Source organism: Paraburkholderia sp. RL17-383-BIF-A (genome assembly GCF_046028015.1).
Classification (GTDB): Bacteria; Pseudomonadota; Gammaproteobacteria; order Burkholderiales; family Burkholderiaceae; genus Paraburkholderia.
This window is the reverse complement of the sequence record NZ_JARESR010000009.1, coordinates 152,475-169,027: the sequence shown is the minus strand read 5'-3', so window position 1 is coordinate 169,027 and position 16,553 is coordinate 152,475. Positions and strand designations below refer to the sequence as shown.

The window sequence follows — 16,553 nt, the reverse complement described above, 5'->3', positions numbered from 1 at the left end:
GCCCGGTCGGCCAGGATGATCAATACAGCACGTTCTTCGCTTCAGGTTTGTCGATGTTGCCTTTGGTCACCATCACCACACCGGTATCGAGGTTCTTCGATACCGGCTTTTTCTCGATCAGATTGACCACCGTTTTCACGCCTAGCTCGCCCATCTGGTACGAGCCCTGCACGGCGGTGGCGGCAAGCGTGCCGTCCTTGATGAAACCCTGCAGATCCTGATTGCCGTCGAAGCCGATCGCCACCACTTTGCCGGCTTTGCCGGACTGTTCGAGCGCACGACCCATGCCGACCGCGGTTGGCTCATTCGCGCCGAAAATGCCTTTGAGGTCGGGATTGGCGGTCAACGTGTCGGTGGTCTGGTTGAGCGCCGTCGCCATCTGCGAGTTCGAATAGAAAGGTCCCACCACCTGCAATTGCGAATGTGCCTTCAGATAGTCGCGGAATCCGCCCACCCGGCCGATTTCCGAGCCCGCGCCGGCGACATAGGACATGATCGCGATCTTGCCGCTTTGGCCCACGCGGTCGATCAGCGCTTTGGCGCACAGTTCGCCCGCCTTCTTGTTGTCGGTCGAGAGGAATGACTGGTAGTACTGCTTGCCGGAATCGGAGAGCGCGGAATCGATGATGACGACCGGGATATGGGCTTCCCACGCCTTCTTGACGGCGGGCACGAGCGCGTCCGGATCGGACGGGGCGAGCACGATACCGGCCACCTTGCGATTCACCGCGTTCTCGACCATGTTGACCTCGTCGGCAATGGCGGTTTCCGCCGCCGGGCCCTGGAAAGTCATCGTGTAGCCCTTGAGTTGACCCATTGCCGCATTCGCGCCCTTCTGGACGTTCTGCCAGTAGTTGGAACTCGATGTCTTTACGATTACCGCGATCTCGCCGCCGGCGGCGCGAGCAAGTCCGGTGGCCAGCATCAGGGTGGCGGCCAGCAGGCTCAGTTGGAATGTGCGCATGTCTCTACTCCTGTGAGGATTTGTTGTCGTACATGGACTTCTCGGCGCTGCAGACCAGCCGGTCCGAAGCGCCGATGGATGTCACCGGCGATTGCGGAGCTGGTCGATCCAGACAGTGCCCAGAATCACCAGGCCGATGATGATTTGCTGAATGAAGCTCGACACTCCATTCATGTTCAACCCGTTGCGCAGAATGCCGATCACGAATGCACCGATCGCCGTGCCGGAAATCGTGCCGACGCCGCCCATCAGCGAGGTGCCGCCGATCACCGCACTGGCAATCGCGTCGAGTTCGTACATCACGCCTTCATTCGGCTGCGCGGTGAGCAGTCGCGACATCAGCACGCAGCCGGTCACGCCTGCAAGCGCACCGGAGAGCACATACGTGAACATCGTCACGCGCGCGACATTGACGCCGGACAGTCGGGCCGCTTCGGCGTTGGAGCCGACCGCGTAAATATGCCGGCCGAGCGTGGTGCGGCTTAGCATGATCGACACGGCGACGGCGATGACGATCATCAGCAACACGGGGTAGGGGATGCCTGGAAACTTCACGTCCGGAAAGCCGTCCGCCCCGATCGTCTCGATCCTGAACAACGCGCCGTTGCCGAGCACGCCGAAGGCTTCACCCAGCCCCGACACGGGGCGCGCGCCGGTGATTTGCAGTGCCAGGCCACGCGCCACTAGCATCATGCCGAGCGTGGCGATAAACGGCGGCAGGCGCATGCGCGTGACGCACAGACCGTTCACTGCGCCGCACAGCGCGCCGACCACGATGCCGAGCAGCATGCCGACGGTGACCGGCATGCCGGCCTTCACGGCGAGGGCCGCCACGACACCGGACAGCGCGAGCACCGAGCCGACCGACAGGTCGATGCCGCCCGTGATGATGACGCAGGTCGCGGCGACGCCAAGGTAGGCAATCGAGGTCACCTGCAGCGCGACGGTCATCGCGTTGTCTACGGTATGGAAGGCCTCGCTCGTGGACGAGAAGACCAGGATCATCACAATCAGGCTGGCGAAGGCGGCAAACTTCTGGATCAGATCCTTGCGCCGTTCGCTGGCAAGCGAGGGGCTGGGACGTGTAAGCGTGCTCATTGCGAAGCTCCCGAGGTGTCCGAAGCGCCTTGGCGTCCCGAGGCGTAATGCATGATTTCTTCCTGACTCGTTTGACGGGTCTCGAGGATCGTTACGAGGTCGCCTTCATGAAAAACAGCCACGCGATCCGTCATGCCGAGAATCTCGGGCAGTTCGGAGCTGATCATGACCACGCCGATGCCTTGCGCCGCCAGCTTGTCGAGCAGTTCGTAGATCGCGAATTTGGCGCCGACGTCGATGCCGCGGGTGGGCTCGTCGAAGAACAGCACGCGTGAATCGCGGAACAGCCACTTGCTGATGACAACCTTCTGCTGATTGCCGCCTGACAGGTTGCGTGCGATCTGCCTGACGCTTGGCGTGCGTATGCCCAGTGCGTCCACGTAGCGTTTCGCAACTGCGGCCTCGGTTGCGAAGCGTATAAATCCCAGCCGGTTCGAGACCGCATCCATGTTGGCCAGCGTGATATTGCTGGCGACGGGCATGTTGAGCGACAGGCCGTTGGCCTTGCGGTCTTCGGACAGGTACGCAATGCCGTGCCGGATAGCGTCGATCGGCGAGCGGATCGCAAGGGTCTCGTGACCTAGCCTGATCGTGCCGCTGTCGGGCAGATCGGCGCCAAAGATCGCGCGTGCCACTTCCGTTCGGCCCGCACCCATCAAGCCGGCGAAACCCAGGATCTCGCCGCGCCGCAATTCGAAGCTGACGGGTCCGAAGACATTCGCGCGCGTCAATTGATCGACCGACAGCAAGACCTCCCCGGTCGGAACGGACGTGCGCGGCGGAAACTTATCTTCGAGCGAACGGCCGACCATGCGTGCGACGACCTTATCGATGGTGGTTTCGCGAAACACGTCTGTCGACACATAACGTCCGTCGCGCATGACGGTGACGCGGTCGACGATCTCGGTCATTTCATCGAGCCGGTGCGAGATATAAATGATTCCGACGCCGGCGCGCTTCAGCTCGTGAATGATCCTGAAGAGCTGGCGGGTTTCCGTCTCCGTGAGGGACGACGTGGGCTCGTCCATGATCAGCACTTCGGCGTCCAGCGAGAGCGCCTTGGCGATTTCCACCATTTGCCGTTGCGCGACCGGGAGCGTGCGCACGAGTGTTCCCGGTGCGATGTCGACCCCGAGCCGGTCGAGGCAGCGCTGCGCATCGGCGCGCAGACGCGCCCGGTCGACGAATACCCCACGGCGCGGTTCACGGGCGAGAAAGATGTTCTCAGCCACCGACAGGTGCGGCACCAGGTTCAGCTCCTGGTGAATGATGGCGATGCCTGCGGCTTGAGCGTCGAGCGACGAAGCGAAGTGGCATTCGCTGCCCTTGTAGATGATGGAGCCATCGTCGGGCGGGTACTGGCCGCTGATGATTTTCATCAGCGTGGATTTGCCCGCGCCGTTTTCTCCGCATACCGCATGAACCTCACCACGCCGCAAGTCGAAACTGACGCTGTCCAGTGCGACGACGCCCGGGAAGCGCTTGGTCACGCCCGTGAGCCGCAACAACTCGCCGTTCTCGTCGGGCCGTGAGGCGCGAGCGGGCGCATCGGCAGGCGGCGCGTTTGCCGGTTCGGACGCCGAAACAGGGGCGGACGGGGTAGACGTACGATGTTCGCCCGGAGCAACTGCGAGGCGGGCATGACCAGAATGCGGGCGCGCCAATAGAGCGCGGCGCGGCGCGGGCCGTGTCGAGAATTCCAGCAAGGCTGTCTCCAATTCGTGACGCCGCCGGTGGGCGGGTACGTGGTTTTGTTCTTCGCGAAACGAACCCTTAACCGGTGCGGCAGCGAACGGCGGGGGCAAATTAATCATAGGTACGCAGCGAGAATTGGTCAAGCCACTTTTGCTTTGGATGGATAGACTAAGCTGTATTCGCGGCTGGTGCTGGCCGCGATAGTCCCATGGCTCCCACGTCAGAAGCCAGCGCTGGTGGCTAGTTGACGGTCAAGCAGACGGGTGGCCTATAATCTCTATCAAGTCAAATCTAGGCTAATTGGCCTGACCAAAAAGGCGGCGCGGCCAATCACACGGTGGGCGACACACGGTTTCTAGGGAGGACATTTGACAGGCACCCAACTCAAACAGGTCGAGACGAAACGTCTCTATCAGCACATCGCCGACCAGATACGGGCGCTTATCCAGTCGGGTGGCTTCGCCCAGGGCGCACGTTTGCCTCCCGAGCGTGATCTCGCCCAGCAACTGGGCGTTTCGCGGCCCTCACTGCGAGAAGCGCTGATCGCACTGGAGATTGCGGGCTCCGTTGAGATTCGCCAGGGCTCCGGTGTCTACGTGTGCCGGACGCCCGAGCGTTCGCCGAATGCAACCGTCGCCTTGGGCGAAAGTCCGTCCGAGTTGATGCAGGCACGCGCGGTATTGGAAGGCTCGCTGATCGTGCTGGCTGCCGCGCTGATTACGCCGGAGCGGTTGACCCGCCTGCGCGAGACGCTCGATGGGATGCGCTCGCAGATCAAGGCAGGGCGCTCTCCGCTCGACCATGATCGCGCGTTCCACGTGGGTATCGCAGAGATGACCGGCAATCTCGTGCTGGTCCGGATGGTGACCGAATTGTTCGACGAGCGTCACAGTCCGATTTCAGCGCGCCTTAGCGGTCACGCGGAGACGGGGCAAACCTGGGCAGCGGCACTCGCGGAACATGAGACGATTTATCGCGCGCTCGAAGAGCGCGACCCGCTCGCTGCTCAATCTGCGATGCGCAGCCATCTGAAGGCATCTGAGATACGGTGGACTGAGACGGGATGATGCCCTGTGAGCGTATTTGCACACATGCGTCCGGATAATTTCTTCACGCAAAATCTTGGGACGGCAAGGGTGATTGCAATTGCTGACACTCGCCGGCTCCTGCGGCGCCTCTAACGCGCGCTGTTCTTTGTAAGCAGTCCCCCGAGCGCGACGTCATCGCGGACCGGCTGAAACTGCGCGCGTTCAGTCTTTCAACTCCGCTGCAGACGGCTAGCTGTTTCGGCAGCCGCGAATACAGTTCTCGAATTCTCATTGATCTGGCAATCGTCTTGGGCCATTCACCGCAGATCATGCCGTTAGCGTTGCTAATAATGGGTGGGTTGCGCTTTTTACCCGCTCAAATCAACGACATCCTGACTTTTTGCGCTGGTTAAATACTCGACAAGAAGTTTCCTTTTCTCCCTACGGAACTTAAGGGTTCACCGTTACGAGGAGACTATTACCTTGGTCGCTTTCGAGCCAACGTACATCGCTTTTGTACTGCCATGGCACGCCCACGAAGTTCCGCATGGCCGAGATGGCTCGCGAAATTTACGGCTTCGGTTTGCACGGCGTGGAACTGGGAAGGTTCGTCGCGTTCTTCTCCGGCTATCGGCCTGATCACGTGCTCGGTGTACGGAAGCCGTATCGCGACGTGGTCGTGACTTCGGTGCGCCGCGCGTGCACTGCCTTCCGGGTTTTTCAGTGAAATCATCGCGCTATGCGCAGGAGCAAAAAATGACCGTGGCCCTCGTGCTGCATCGCGCCGACGGCGCACCTCTGTCAACCTCGTTCCGCAGGGCGGCGTTCGGCAAGGACGACCCCTTTGCACGACATCGCGAAATCGCGTGGGAAGGACCGGACTCGATGGTCGCGGGTCGGGCCAGCTTTATTGGTGAGCTCAACGTCGCGAGCTTTCCCCACATTGAAACCATCGTCGTGGTGGAAGGACAGCTCACTCTGCAAGCGGCCGGTGAGGCGCCGTTAATGCTCGGTCCGCAAGCGGGTGCTGTCATCGGGGCCGGTACGGCGCTTCGCGTCCTCGCCGAATCCCGCGTGCGGTTCGTGTTCTGTGCGGCTGCCTGCGAGAAACCGACAAAGCGCGGACTTATCCCCCTGCGTGCCGACGCCAACTTCAGACCGTCCGCTTCGCTACCGGCGGAGGTGCTGCTGGGCCCGGCGCCGCAATGCCGAAGCGACAACGTCTTTACCGACGACGGCGCGGAGTACCTCGCGGGCACGTGGGATTCGACGCCTTATCACCGGGTTGTTCGCCCGCATCGCGTGAACGAGTTCATGCAACTGCTGGCCGGCAGCGTGCGGTTCGCGGCGCCTGATGGCAGCGTGCTGTCGCTAGGCGCCGGCGACGCGCTTTTCGTGCCCCGGGGCGCACCGATCGGGTGGGAAAGCAGTGAACGGGTGGCGAAGTTTTACGTTGTTCAAAGCGTCCAGACTTCAATCGAGCGAGATTGATCATGTCCCCTCCGCTGAACCACATCCAGACTTCGCCCACGTTGCCGGCCGCGGCCGACGTGGTCGTGATCGGCGGTGGCATCATCGGCGTCTTTGCCGCCTACTACTTGGCCCGGCGCGGGTTTTCAGTCGCGCTCGTCGAGAAGGGACGGATCGGCGCCGAACAGTCGAGCCGCAATTGGGGCTGGTGCCGGCAGCAGAACCGCGACGCTCGCGAATTGCCGATGGCGAGCAAAAGCCTTGATCTGTGGGAACGATTTGCCGCTGAAACCGGTGAAGACACCGGCTTTCATCGCTGCGGGCTGTTGTATCTCAGTAACGACGAGGCCGAGCTGTCTCGCTGGTCCAGTTGGGGCGACTTTGCGAAGACCGCCGGGGTGACAACCTACATGCTCGATAGTCGGCAAGCCGGCCAGCGGGGGCAGGCGACCGGCCGCGCCTGGAAAGGCGGCGTCTTCTCGCCCAGCGATGGCACCGCTGATCCTGCCAAGGCCGCACCGGCAGTGGCCACTGCGCTCATGAAGCTCGGTGGCAGCGTCCACCAGCACTGCGCGGCCCGCGGCGTTGAATTGGAAGGCGGGCGGGTCAGCGGCGTCGTCACGGAAGCGGGGGTCATCAAGACCAGAACGGCGATCCTGGCGGGCGGCGCCTGGGCATCCTCGTTCTGCCGCCAGCTTGGTATCCGTTTTCCCCAAGCCTCGATCCGCCAATCCATCCTTAGCGTGTCTCCTGGAGGACATCGGTTGCCGGATGCCTTGTTCACCTCGGGCGTGTCCATCACACGCCGCAACGATGGACGCTATGCGCTGGCCATCAGCGGCCGCGCACGCGTAGACGTCACGCCGCAGTTCATGCGATTCGCCCCACAATTCGTGCCGATGTTCGCCAGGCGCTGGCGCAGCCTTCTTCCCGGTGGTCTGGAGGGCATTCGCGGTGGGCACGAAACGCTGAAGCGTTGGCGGCTCGACGCGCCGACACCCATGGAGCGGGTGCGCATTCTCGATCCGAAGCCGGATCTGCCGACCATTGAGGAGACCCACCGCCGCGCCGTCGAACTACTGCCCGAACTCGGCCAGGCAGAGATCACCCACGCGTGGGCCGGCTTCGTCGACAGCACGCCGGATGGTGTTCCCGGTGTTGGCGAAATGCCTGGTATGCCGGGATTGATTCTGGCAGCAGGCTTTTCCGGACACGGTTTCGGCATCGGCCCCGGCGCAGGCCACCTGATCGCGGACCTCGCCACCGGGGCCGAACCTATCGTGGATCCCACACCGTATCGGCCCAGCCGATTCAGCGACTCCGCATGGGGCAAGGTTGCTGATTTCTAGGTCGCAACCCGACTGCGTTGGAGAGTCGAACTCCAGCTCAGAAAATCAACCCGGCAAGCCCTGCCGAGGAGACGACCACGTCGCCGGAAAATGCAGACAGTTCGTGCGGTATTGGTGCGCCGACGATCAACGGCGCGATGCGCGTCGCGTGCGCGTCGGCCAGCGTCACGCCGCTGTGACCGCTCTACATCGATCAATGCTGCGGGTGTGTTCAGCGACTGCAATTCCATCTGCGACTTCTTGCGATTGTTTGCGCGAGTGGTCTCCCGGCATCAGCATGGCGCCGTGAGGAAAGTGCCGCCACGGTAGGAGCTTCGTGTTCCCTTGTGTTTAACGAAGGATAAACCGACCGTTAAGCCCCATTGAATATCACCTCAGACACGCCAGGGTACTGGGTCGAAGGCTCGTTTCGCGGCCTCGAGAAACACACGCTGGCGGATCGTCAGGCCATGACGCGTGGGCACCAGGGCCATTACCGGCGCCGGTTCGAGGCGCCATGCCGGCAATACGCGCTTCAGCTTTCCCGCTGCGATCAGCCGCGCGGCGTCCCATTCGGATCGTTCGACAATGCCGAGGCCGTCGACCGCCCAGTCGCTAACGACCGTACCGTCATTCGACGACAAAGCGCCGGCTAGCCGGATCGTGACGGCCTGGTCCCCGCGTTTGCCCGTGCCATTCGGCCGGGTGAAACGCAGGCGCGTAACGTCTTCATCGTTTTCGCGCAACGTCAGGAATTCGTATTGCGTGAGTTCGGATGGATGCTCCAGTTTCGACAGGCGACGCGCAAGGGCTGGGCTCGCGCACAGGAAGCGGTCGTTTGGGGCGAGATAGTGTCCTATCCAGGACGACCCCTTAATGTTGCCGATGGACACGACCGCGTCGGCACCAGCCGCTGCCGTGAGCGGGCTGTCGGACAGGATGAGCGAAATCGCGAGATTCGGGTGTGCGAGATGCAGATCGCGAACCAGCGGCGCCACGTGCGCGCGGCCAAAACCAAACGGCGCGACTACGCGCAAATGACCGCTTACACCTGCCGACTCACTGGAGACGCGCGAAGGAATCGACTCGATCCGCTCCAGGATTTCTATCGCTTCCTGGACAAGCCGCTGGCCTTCGTTCGTCAGCGAAATGCCTCTGGCGGCGCGTGTGGCCAGACGAACTCCCATACGCTCTTCGATGCGCTGAAGACGCACCGTGACAGCGGGAGGCGTGAGATCCAGTAGCCTGGCGGCTGCAGCAAGCGAGTGTGCCACGCCGAGCGCGCGGAACAGGCGCATGTCTTCCAGTTCGATCATTAAACAGCCTTTAACGATGAGTTCATCGGATATTAAACACGACAAAAAGTTTTCTTTCTATAGTGCTGCGTATGGACTTGGGTTTAGCGATGAACTCGCGAACATGCCGGCGGCGTCGCCCGTCGGGCAAACGTGACCCGGCTCGCGCGTCTACTTCACTGAGGTGTGAGGGGCGAGCCTTTTCAAACTTGAGTGGCCTTCATGGATCAACAGGAACACGGTGCCCACTTCCCCCAGACGATGAATCCCGCCGGACTGGCGATGCCGGCGGGCATTACAGTCACGTTGCGATCGCAAATGGCCTGATTTTCGTGTCGGGTCAACTACCGATCGATCTGAACGGCAGAAAGCTCGCGGATCGTCCTTTCGAAGACCAGGCAGAGCAGGCATTGGCAAATCTTGAGGCGGCGCTTGTCGGTGCGGGCAGCGACGTGTCGAAACTAGCTCAGGTCCGTGTTTATATCGTCGATGTCGAGCATTGGCCGAGCTTTAACGCCATCTATGCGCGCTGGGCCGGCGACGCGAAACCCGCTCGCGCCGTCGTACCGGTTCCGGCGCTTCACTTCGATCTGAAGATCGAGATCGAAGCGGTCGCATTGATATAGCGTGGATTCAGATCGGCACGGTAGTGGGTCAGGGCATGTCTTAAGGCAACCTAATGAAACTGGATTCTCTTATGAGCGCTTTATCGTCAACGACAAATCTTCGCTATCGGAGCTTCACCTCGACTGATATACCGGCGGCTCATGGCCTGTCTATGGCAGTCAGTTGGCCGCATCGGCCGGAGGACTGGCAATTTGCCGCTGACGAGGGTACGGGCTTCGTCGCGGAAGAAAACGGTGCCGTGATTGGCACTGCGCTGTGCTGGAAATTCGGAATCGACCGCGCGTCTCTTGGTCTCGTGATTGTGTCTTCCGAGCATCAGGGGCGTGGCATTGGCCGCAGGCTGATGGAAATGCTGCTCGAAGAACTCGGGCCACGCATCACTTTCCTGCATGCGACGCCAGCCGGTCAGCCGCTCTACGAAAAGCTGGGGTTTGACGTGTGTGGGTCGCTGGACCAGTTTCAAGCGTACGTCGGCGAGACTTCGCCGCTTGCGTTGCCCGACGGCGAAAGATTGCGGGCGGCGACTCCTGCCGACTACCCCGCTCTCATTGAACTGTGTTCGCGTGCTTGCAGGCTGCAGCGCGACGCGATGATGTCCGCATTGCTGAAGCTCGGGGAAAGCGTGGTGCTCGAATGCGACGGCGAAATTACCGGATTCTCGGTGCTCCGTCGTTTTGGCCGGGGCTACGTGATTGGTCCTGTGCTCGCACTCCGTTCTCACGACGACCTTCGGGCGAAAGCGCTGATCGGCTACTGGCTGGCGGGTCGCGCAGGCGAGTTCGTTCGTGTCGATGTCCCCTCGGGAACGAGTCTGCCCGACTGGCTGATCGGACAGGGATTGAAGCGGGTGGATACCGTCGTGAAGATGGTCCGCAATGCGCCTGCTGACATGCATACAGGTGAGCCCGATCCGGTATGGCGACTGTATGGCCTCATTAGTCAGGCGATGTTCTAGGCCTCGCCGCAACAGCTTGGCGTAGCACGAGCCTGCGCTGGGAATGGATAGCAACCCCGGCATGCAGCCACCTGGCTGGCTCGATAAGCGGCTCGATTGCGAACGCACATGCTTGGCAGATGAGCCCGCTTGCCGCCTCGCGCCGCTGACCGTTAAGTCTGCTTTAGCGACCAGCAATTCAACATTCGACAACCTGAGCTTTGTGGTGTTCGACACTCGCCAATATACGATTCACCGAACATACGACTCAGGAAGGAGCTCTAGCAGATGCGCGTACCGTTGACCCGCGTCGATACCACCCCGAGCTTGCCCGACAGCGCTGATGTTGTCGTGATCGGTGCGGGCATCGTCGGTGTATTCACAGCATGGTTTCTGGCGAAGCGGGGCGTGAAGGTTTCGCTCATCGAAAAAGGCATAGTCGGGGGCGAGCAGTCCAGCCGGAACTGGGGCTGGTGCCGTCAACAAAACCGCGATGCGCGCGAATTGCCGATTGCGACCGAAAGCCTGCGGCTATGGGAGCAGTTTGAAGCCGAGTCTGGTGAGACCACCGGTTTTCGCCGCAGCGGCCTGCTGTATCTGAGCAACGATGACAGCGAACTCGCCACCTGGACGCGCTGGTGCGAATTCGCACGCACGGCGGGTGTCAGGACGGAGGTGCTCGGCAGTAAACTGGCAACCGAACGGGCTGCTGCGACCGGACGCAACTGGAAAGGCGGCGTGTTCGCGCCGATCGACGGCACCGCCGATCCGGCCAACGCTGCGCCGGCGGTGGCTCGCAGCATCATGAGGCTGGGCGGAACGGTTCATCAGAACTGCGCCGCGCGGGGGATCGAAACCGAAGGCGGTCGGGTCAGCGGTGTGGTGACTGAGCATGGCACGATACGCACGAAGATCGCGGTGCTGTCCGGCGGCGCATGGGCTTCCACGTTTTGCCGGCAACTGGGCATCCGTCTGCCGCAGGCGACCATTCGATCTTCTGTCATGGCGGTCTCGCTGCGCCGGGGCACGTTGCCGGATGCGCTGCACACATCGGGCATTACCGTCACGCGACGCGGTGACGAAGCGTATTCGCTCGCAATTAGTGGATTGGCAAAGCTCGATCCCACGCTGCAGAAGATCCGCTACGCAAAGGACTTCATGCCGATGTTCGGACGCCGCTGGCGCAGCCTCAGTCCGGGTAATCTGGAAGGCGTGCGCTCCGGTCATGAAGGAGCCGGGCGCTGGCGACTCGACTGCCCGAGCCCCATGGAAAAGATGCGGGTGCTGGACCCCTGCGTCGATGAAGCCACGCTCAAGGAGATTCGCAAGCGGGCAATCGATCTGTGTCCGGTGATCCGAGAGAGCCGGGTCACCGCATCCTGGGCAGGCTACATTGACATGACACCGGACGGCGTTCCCGCTATCGGCGAAGCGAAGGAACTGCCGGGGTTCGTGCTGGCCGCTGGCCTGAGCGGCCACGGCTTCGGCATTGGGCCCGGGTGCGGTCATCTCGTCGCGGATATGGTCACTGGCGCGCCGCCGATCGTTGATCCCGAACCCTATCGTCCGGAGCGATTCGAAGAGTCGGTGTGGGGAAAGGTCGCCGACTTTTAAGAACGGATTTATCACCTGCCCGACGGAGTAAACCGGCTCGGACAGCAGCCACGAACGTTAATCAGGCTGCCATCCCTTGCCAACTCGTTAAGCCGCGGTTTTAGCCTTTTTGTGAGCGCACGGTACTACTCAAGGACACGTTGCAATGAATTCACCTGTTCTTCACCTGAAGCAAGCGGGCCGGCTGGACCGGCTCTTTATCGACGGCGAATGGATTGCCCCCGCAGGTGTTGCGCATGCGGCGGTCGTGTGCCCGTCTACCGAAGACACGCTCTGCGAGATTCCACTTGGCGACGCACGCGACGTCGACCGCGCCGTGCAAGCCGCGCGCAAAGCGTTCGTGCGATGGTCCGTGACGTCACCGAAGGAGCGCGCTGCGCTGCTGGACCGCGTTCATGCGTTGATCATCGAGCGTGCCGAACTGTTCGCCCAGGCGCTGACGATGGAAATGGGCGCGCCGATCAATTACGCGCGCGGCGCGCATGTGCCGCTCGCGGCCGAACATATCCGTGTCGCGAGGGATAATCTGGCAAGTTACCCTTTCCGCGTCCAGCGGGGAACGACTGCGGTCGTGCGCGAGCCGATCGGCGTGTGCGCGCTCATCACGCCGTGGAACTGGCCGATTTATCAGATCACGGCCAAGGTGGGACCGGCGCTTGCAGCCGGCTGTACCGTGGTGCTGAAGCCCAGCGAGTTGTCTGCGCTGAGCGCCTTGCTGTTTGCGGAGGTCATCGCCGACGCGGGCATTCCCGCTGGCGTATTCAACCTCGTGAGCGGCACGGGCCCTGAAGTGGGTGCGGCGCTCGCGTCCCATCCGCAAGTCGATATGGTGTCGATCACAGGTTCGACGCGGGCGGGTGTGCTGGTCGCCCAGGCAGCCGCGCCCACTGTCAAGCGCGTGGCCCAGGAGCTTGGCGGCAAATCCCCCAACATCGTATTGCCGGATGCCGATCTGCCGCGTGCCGTGTCGCTTGGCGTCGCAGCGGCATTCCGCAATATGGGGCAATCGTGCAGCGCGCCGACCCGCATGATCGTGCCGCGCAGCATCGCGGCCGAGGTCGAAACGCTGGCGGTCGCGGCGACGGAACAGATGATCGTCGGTAATCCGTTCGCCGAAGCGACGACCCACGGCCCGCTCGCCAATCGCGCGCAGTTCGGCAGGGTGCAGCGGATGATCGAGGCAGGTATCGACGAAGGAACAAAGCTGATTGTGGGCGGCACCGGAAGACCGGTCGGATTCAGCAAAGGCTTTTACGCGCGCCCGACAATCTTCTCGGATGTCCGCACCGATATGACCATTGCACAGGAGGAGATCTTCGGGCCGGTTCTCGCGATTCTTCCTTACTATACGGTCGAAGAAGCGATCGCCATCGCGAACGACACGGTGTATGGCCTCGGCGCGCATATCCAGGGCAAGGACAGGGAACGCATGCACGCGGTCGCCGCTCGCATCCAGTCAGGCCAGGTGCATCTGAACTACCCGGCATGGGATCCGCAGGCGCCGTTCGGCGGGTACAAGCAGTCTGGGAATGGACGCGAGTACGGGATCGAAGGCATGGAAGAGTACATGGAGGTAAAGTCGATCCTTGGGTACTACGCATGATTCGTGGCGAAGCGCGCAGTGACGCTGCGCGCTCGGATGCGCTGATGCATGGCGACGGCGATAAGGCTGATCGCCAGGTCGGGCGTTCTCCGGCACGGCGGAAGTTTTATGGTTTCAAAGTGGCCGATCCCGGAAGTTATTTGAGTAACAGGAGACGGGGAAGCGGCTCGTTTGACCGCTTAAATCGGCCCCGCCGGAAGTTGTTTGGTTGATTTTCCGGCAGTTAATCGAGTTCCTCTACACGGACATTGCCGTGGTCGATGTCGTGATGCCCCCATCGACCGCATGTGGCTTTCGAGCGCCCTTTGCGCAGCACCATGGCTAGCCCACGTTCCCGTGATTTCTTTCCGTCGTTCATGTGCTGCGCAACCTGCCGGTGCACCGATAGTTGCGCAAGAAATCAGGCACGAATGGACCGATCGACCTGATTAACAGACTGAGGCCATAGTGCACCCTTGGTCCGTTGTGCTCTTTCGGCGGGAAATGCGCGGCCGCATCGGACTGTCGACCCATCGTTTCGGCCTGGAGTGATGGCCGCGGTTGAGCGTACTTTTCGCCGGCCGGTTCCGCCATCGCCTGGGTTGTTTCGAGTGTCTCCGGCGTCGTTGCGAGCAACGCCTCAACTCTGCGCAAGTCCGAATTGCCGAGAACCCTCGGGCTGATGACTTCAATCGACTCCCCGTTTTTGTGAGGCACGAGACTTGCTCGACCTCTTGGCATTCAAACAAAATTGGAGGTTCGAATGACCGAGTTCCAGCAACCCACCGCTGCCGCAGCGGTACCCCCACCGGTCGCATCTGACCGGCCCAGTTCCTCTGGGTCATCCCAGCAGGGCAACGACGAAGCGCCCACCCGGACGCTAACAGACCTGAAGGACAAGATTGCCTCTGCACAGGAGGCGGTCAAAACGAAGTACCGCGTCGTCTCTGAATCGACCGACGATTACGTTCATGAAGCGCCATGGAAAGCGGTCACGATGGCGCTCATCGGCGGACTCATCATCGGAATGCTTGCACGCCGCTAACGCGGACTCGACCTCACTGGAGAAGGAATATGGACCCGGTTTCGCATGGAATTATTTTCTGGCTGATTATTGGTGGCATTGCCGGCGCTTTGGCGGGTCGCATCGTCGACGGCGGCGGCTTCGGGATTGTGGTCGATATCATCGTGGGAATTGTGGGTGCATTCATCGGGGGTTGGTTGGGTGGAGCGCTAGGATTACACCTGGGTAGCGGCATAATCGGGTCGCTGATTACAGCTCTTATTGGGGCCGTTATTCTGCTTGCCATCCTGCGCCTTTTCAGCGGGGGTAGAGGCCGCGCACTCTGACAGTAAGAATATAGGTATCAGTTGTTTCCGGCCTATCTGTGGTGATGACGACAGGCTTTTGCGGTGGCGCTCGTGCCGTAAAGCGTTCCGGGCGACCTGACCCGCACTCCGATCGACTGACTGTCTTTCGCCTGACCTGTCAGTCATCCGGAACTGTCGAACGACGAGATTTTGCCTGGTCGATACGTGTGATTCGAGAAGGGCCCGACGCTCTGTCAATTTGCTGTCTCGTCCGTGTACACGATGCCGATGAAATCACCCAAACCAATATCGACAACCGGAGCAAGGCTGTATGAGAGACGAACGGGCTACAGTTGGCCGCCGCAGTGTGATGGGCGAAGTTGATACCCACAAGGATCTGCATGTCGTGGGTGTCGTCGACGCGCATGATGATCGCGCGCGGGTAATGAATGCTTCCCGATTACCCGGCACGGCAATAAACAGATGTTGTTGTAGATGCGGTCATTTGGCGAACTGACACGGGACGGCGTCGAATGCACTGGAAGCTACGGCGCGGGGCTGCTTCGCTACCTGCAGCAGGCTCATGTGACAGTGCTGGAGGGTGCCACGCCGGATAAGAGCGACCGGCTCAAGCGCGGAAGAGACGATACGCTGGATTCACAGACCGCCGCCCACGCTGGTTTCGCTGGTGTCCGCACAGTCTCTCGCAAAAGCCGCTACGGCATGATCGAATCCTTGCGCGTGCTGAAACTGTGTCGCAAGACGGCGATTGCGGCCCGTCGAATTGCCTTATAGCTGATCCACCATAAGATTGTCTGCGCACCCGACGAACTGCGTGAATCACTACGCGCAATGACCCGTATGCAGCTCATTCACACGTTGGGTGCGTGGCGGCCGGATCTCTCGACTACCGGAACCCGGCTGCTGCTTACCCGATCGCGCTGAAGTCTTTGGGACGTCGCTATCTGGAACTGCATGACGAGATTGCCATCCTCAATGTCATGATAGCGGCGCTCGTCGACGAGCTCGCGCCTGATCTGGTCTCGCGCAATTCAATCGGCTATGAGTCTGCATCGCAGCTGTCATTGACAGCTGGCGACAACAGCAGCCGGCTTCAGTCTGAGGCCAGCGTCGCTGCATTGTGCGGCATCAGCCCCGTTTCGGCGTCTTTGGCAAAGGCAACGTGGCATCGGCTGAATCGCGGCGGCGACCGCGCTGCCAATAGTGCACTGCACATCATTGCCATCGGTCGACTTCGAACTGACGCGCGTAGAAAGGCGTATGCCGCCGAACGCGTCAGCGAGGAACACTCCGAGCTTGAAGCGATTCGTTGTCTCAAGCGCTATATCGCCCTGGAGGTCTACTACTTCATTCGGCAGTGGAACCGCCAGATCGCGCAGATTCAAATTGCTACTTAACCCTTAGAAGGGCGTCGAAGGGAGTAGTTGACGGCAGCGGAGAAGCGCCTGTCACGTGTGGTTCAGCGAGAGACTTCGGGCCCAATTCCCAAGGTCTACTCACCACGATGTGAAGGTTCGGGGTGAATGGAAGTACCTGCTACAGACACGTTGTCAATCCGGATTGCCCTCCGGAATATCGGCAGCCGG

General features: G+C 61.3%; 14 protein-coding genes and 2 pseudogenes. 11 read left to right on the top strand and 5 right to left on the bottom strand.

What is annotated here, in order from left to right; genetic code table 11:
- Positions 1–19: 19 nt before the first annotated feature.
- From P0D71_RS13490 to P0D71_RS13480, 3 genes are all read right to left on the bottom strand, one after another.
- A complete protein-coding gene (locus P0D71_RS13490; RefSeq protein WP_091804046.1) occupies positions 20–964 on the bottom strand; it encodes an ABC transporter substrate-binding protein in 945 nt (314 codons plus the stop codon).
- A gap of 81 nt (positions 965–1,045) precedes the next feature.
- Entirely contained in the window at positions 1,046–2,062 is a 1,017-nt protein-coding gene (locus P0D71_RS13485) for an ABC transporter permease (RefSeq protein WP_408302949.1), read from the bottom strand.
- Positions 2,059–3,570: a sugar ABC transporter ATP-binding protein gene (locus tag P0D71_RS13480; RefSeq protein WP_286162217.1), complete on the bottom strand. Its 1,512-nt coding sequence runs from the start codon at positions 3,568–3,570 to the stop codon at positions 2,059–2,061. The genes P0D71_RS13485 and P0D71_RS13480 overlap by 4 nt, the downstream gene beginning before the upstream one ends.
- 555 nt (positions 3,571–4,125) lie before the next feature.
- On the opposite strand from P0D71_RS13480, the gene P0D71_RS13475 reads away from it, so the two are divergent.
- From P0D71_RS13475 to P0D71_RS13460, 4 genes are all read left to right on the top strand, one after another.
- On the top strand, positions 4,126–4,824 hold the full coding sequence (locus P0D71_RS13475) for a FadR/GntR family transcriptional regulator (RefSeq protein WP_091804037.1): 699 nt from the start codon (positions 4,126–4,128) through the stop codon (positions 4,822–4,824).
- 508 nt (positions 4,825–5,332) lie between these two features.
- Positions 5,333–5,512 (top strand): hypothetical protein, encoded by a 180-nt coding sequence (locus tag P0D71_RS13470; RefSeq protein WP_286162120.1) that lies wholly within the window; start codon positions 5,333–5,335, stop codon positions 5,510–5,512.
- Positions 5,513–5,541: 29 nt separating this feature from the next.
- A complete protein-coding gene (locus P0D71_RS13465) occupies positions 5,542–6,276 on the top strand; it encodes a cupin domain-containing protein (protein ID WP_408184730.1) in 735 nt (244 codons plus the stop codon).
- A gap of 2 nt (positions 6,277–6,278) precedes the next feature.
- Positions 6,279–7,604 carry an NAD(P)/FAD-dependent oxidoreductase gene (locus tag P0D71_RS13460; protein WP_408480420.1) on the top strand — a complete coding sequence of 442 codons (1,326 nt, stop codon included), beginning with the start codon at positions 6,279–6,281 and terminating at the stop codon, positions 7,602–7,604.
- A 37-nt stretch (positions 7,605–7,641) separates the two neighbouring features.
- Here the strand turns inward: P0D71_RS13460 and P0D71_RS13455 are convergent, their stop codons facing one another.
- Both P0D71_RS13455 and P0D71_RS13450 read right to left on the bottom strand, forming a co-directional pair.
- On the bottom strand, positions 7,642–7,773 hold the full coding sequence (locus P0D71_RS13455; RefSeq protein WP_408480418.1) for a hypothetical protein: 132 nt from the start codon (positions 7,771–7,773) through the stop codon (positions 7,642–7,644).
- Between the two features lie 205 nt (positions 7,774–7,978).
- Positions 7,979–8,899: a LysR substrate-binding domain-containing protein gene (locus P0D71_RS13450; RefSeq protein WP_408184727.1), complete on the bottom strand. Its 921-nt coding sequence runs from the start codon at positions 8,897–8,899 to the stop codon at positions 7,979–7,981.
- A gap of 201 nt (positions 8,900–9,100) precedes the next feature.
- Here P0D71_RS13450 and P0D71_RS13445 point away from each other — a divergent pair.
- From P0D71_RS13445 to P0D71_RS13415, 7 genes and pseudogenes are all read left to right on the top strand, one after another.
- A pseudogene (locus tag P0D71_RS13445) lies at positions 9,101–9,504 on the top strand (RidA family protein).
- Between the two features lie 53 nt (positions 9,505–9,557).
- Complete coding sequence (locus tag P0D71_RS13440) at positions 9,558–10,460, top strand: GNAT family N-acetyltransferase (RefSeq protein ID WP_408480416.1); 903 nt, start codon at positions 9,558–9,560, stop codon at positions 10,458–10,460.
- A gap of 267 nt (positions 10,461–10,727) precedes the next feature.
- Positions 10,728–12,053, top strand: coding sequence for an NAD(P)/FAD-dependent oxidoreductase (locus P0D71_RS13435; RefSeq protein ID WP_408480414.1), 1,326 nt, complete (start codon positions 10,728–10,730; stop codon positions 12,051–12,053).
- A gap of 145 nt (positions 12,054–12,198) precedes the next feature.
- Positions 12,199–13,656 (top strand): aldehyde dehydrogenase family protein, encoded by a 1,458-nt coding sequence (locus P0D71_RS13430; RefSeq protein ID WP_408480412.1) that lies wholly within the window; start codon positions 12,199–12,201, stop codon positions 13,654–13,656.
- A 742-nt stretch (positions 13,657–14,398) separates the two neighbouring features.
- Positions 14,399–14,680: an ElaB/YgaM/YqjD family protein gene (locus P0D71_RS13425; protein WP_408184723.1), complete on the top strand. Its 282-nt coding sequence runs from the start codon at positions 14,399–14,401 to the stop codon at positions 14,678–14,680.
- A gap of 29 nt (positions 14,681–14,709) precedes the next feature.
- Positions 14,710–14,985, top strand: coding sequence for a GlsB/YeaQ/YmgE family stress response membrane protein (locus P0D71_RS13420; protein WP_408184180.1), 276 nt, complete (start codon positions 14,710–14,712; stop codon positions 14,983–14,985).
- A 292-nt stretch (positions 14,986–15,277) separates the two neighbouring features.
- Positions 15,278–16,364 (top strand): annotated as a pseudogene (locus P0D71_RS13415) (transposase).
- The last annotated feature ends 189 nt before the right edge of the window (positions 16,365–16,553 follow it).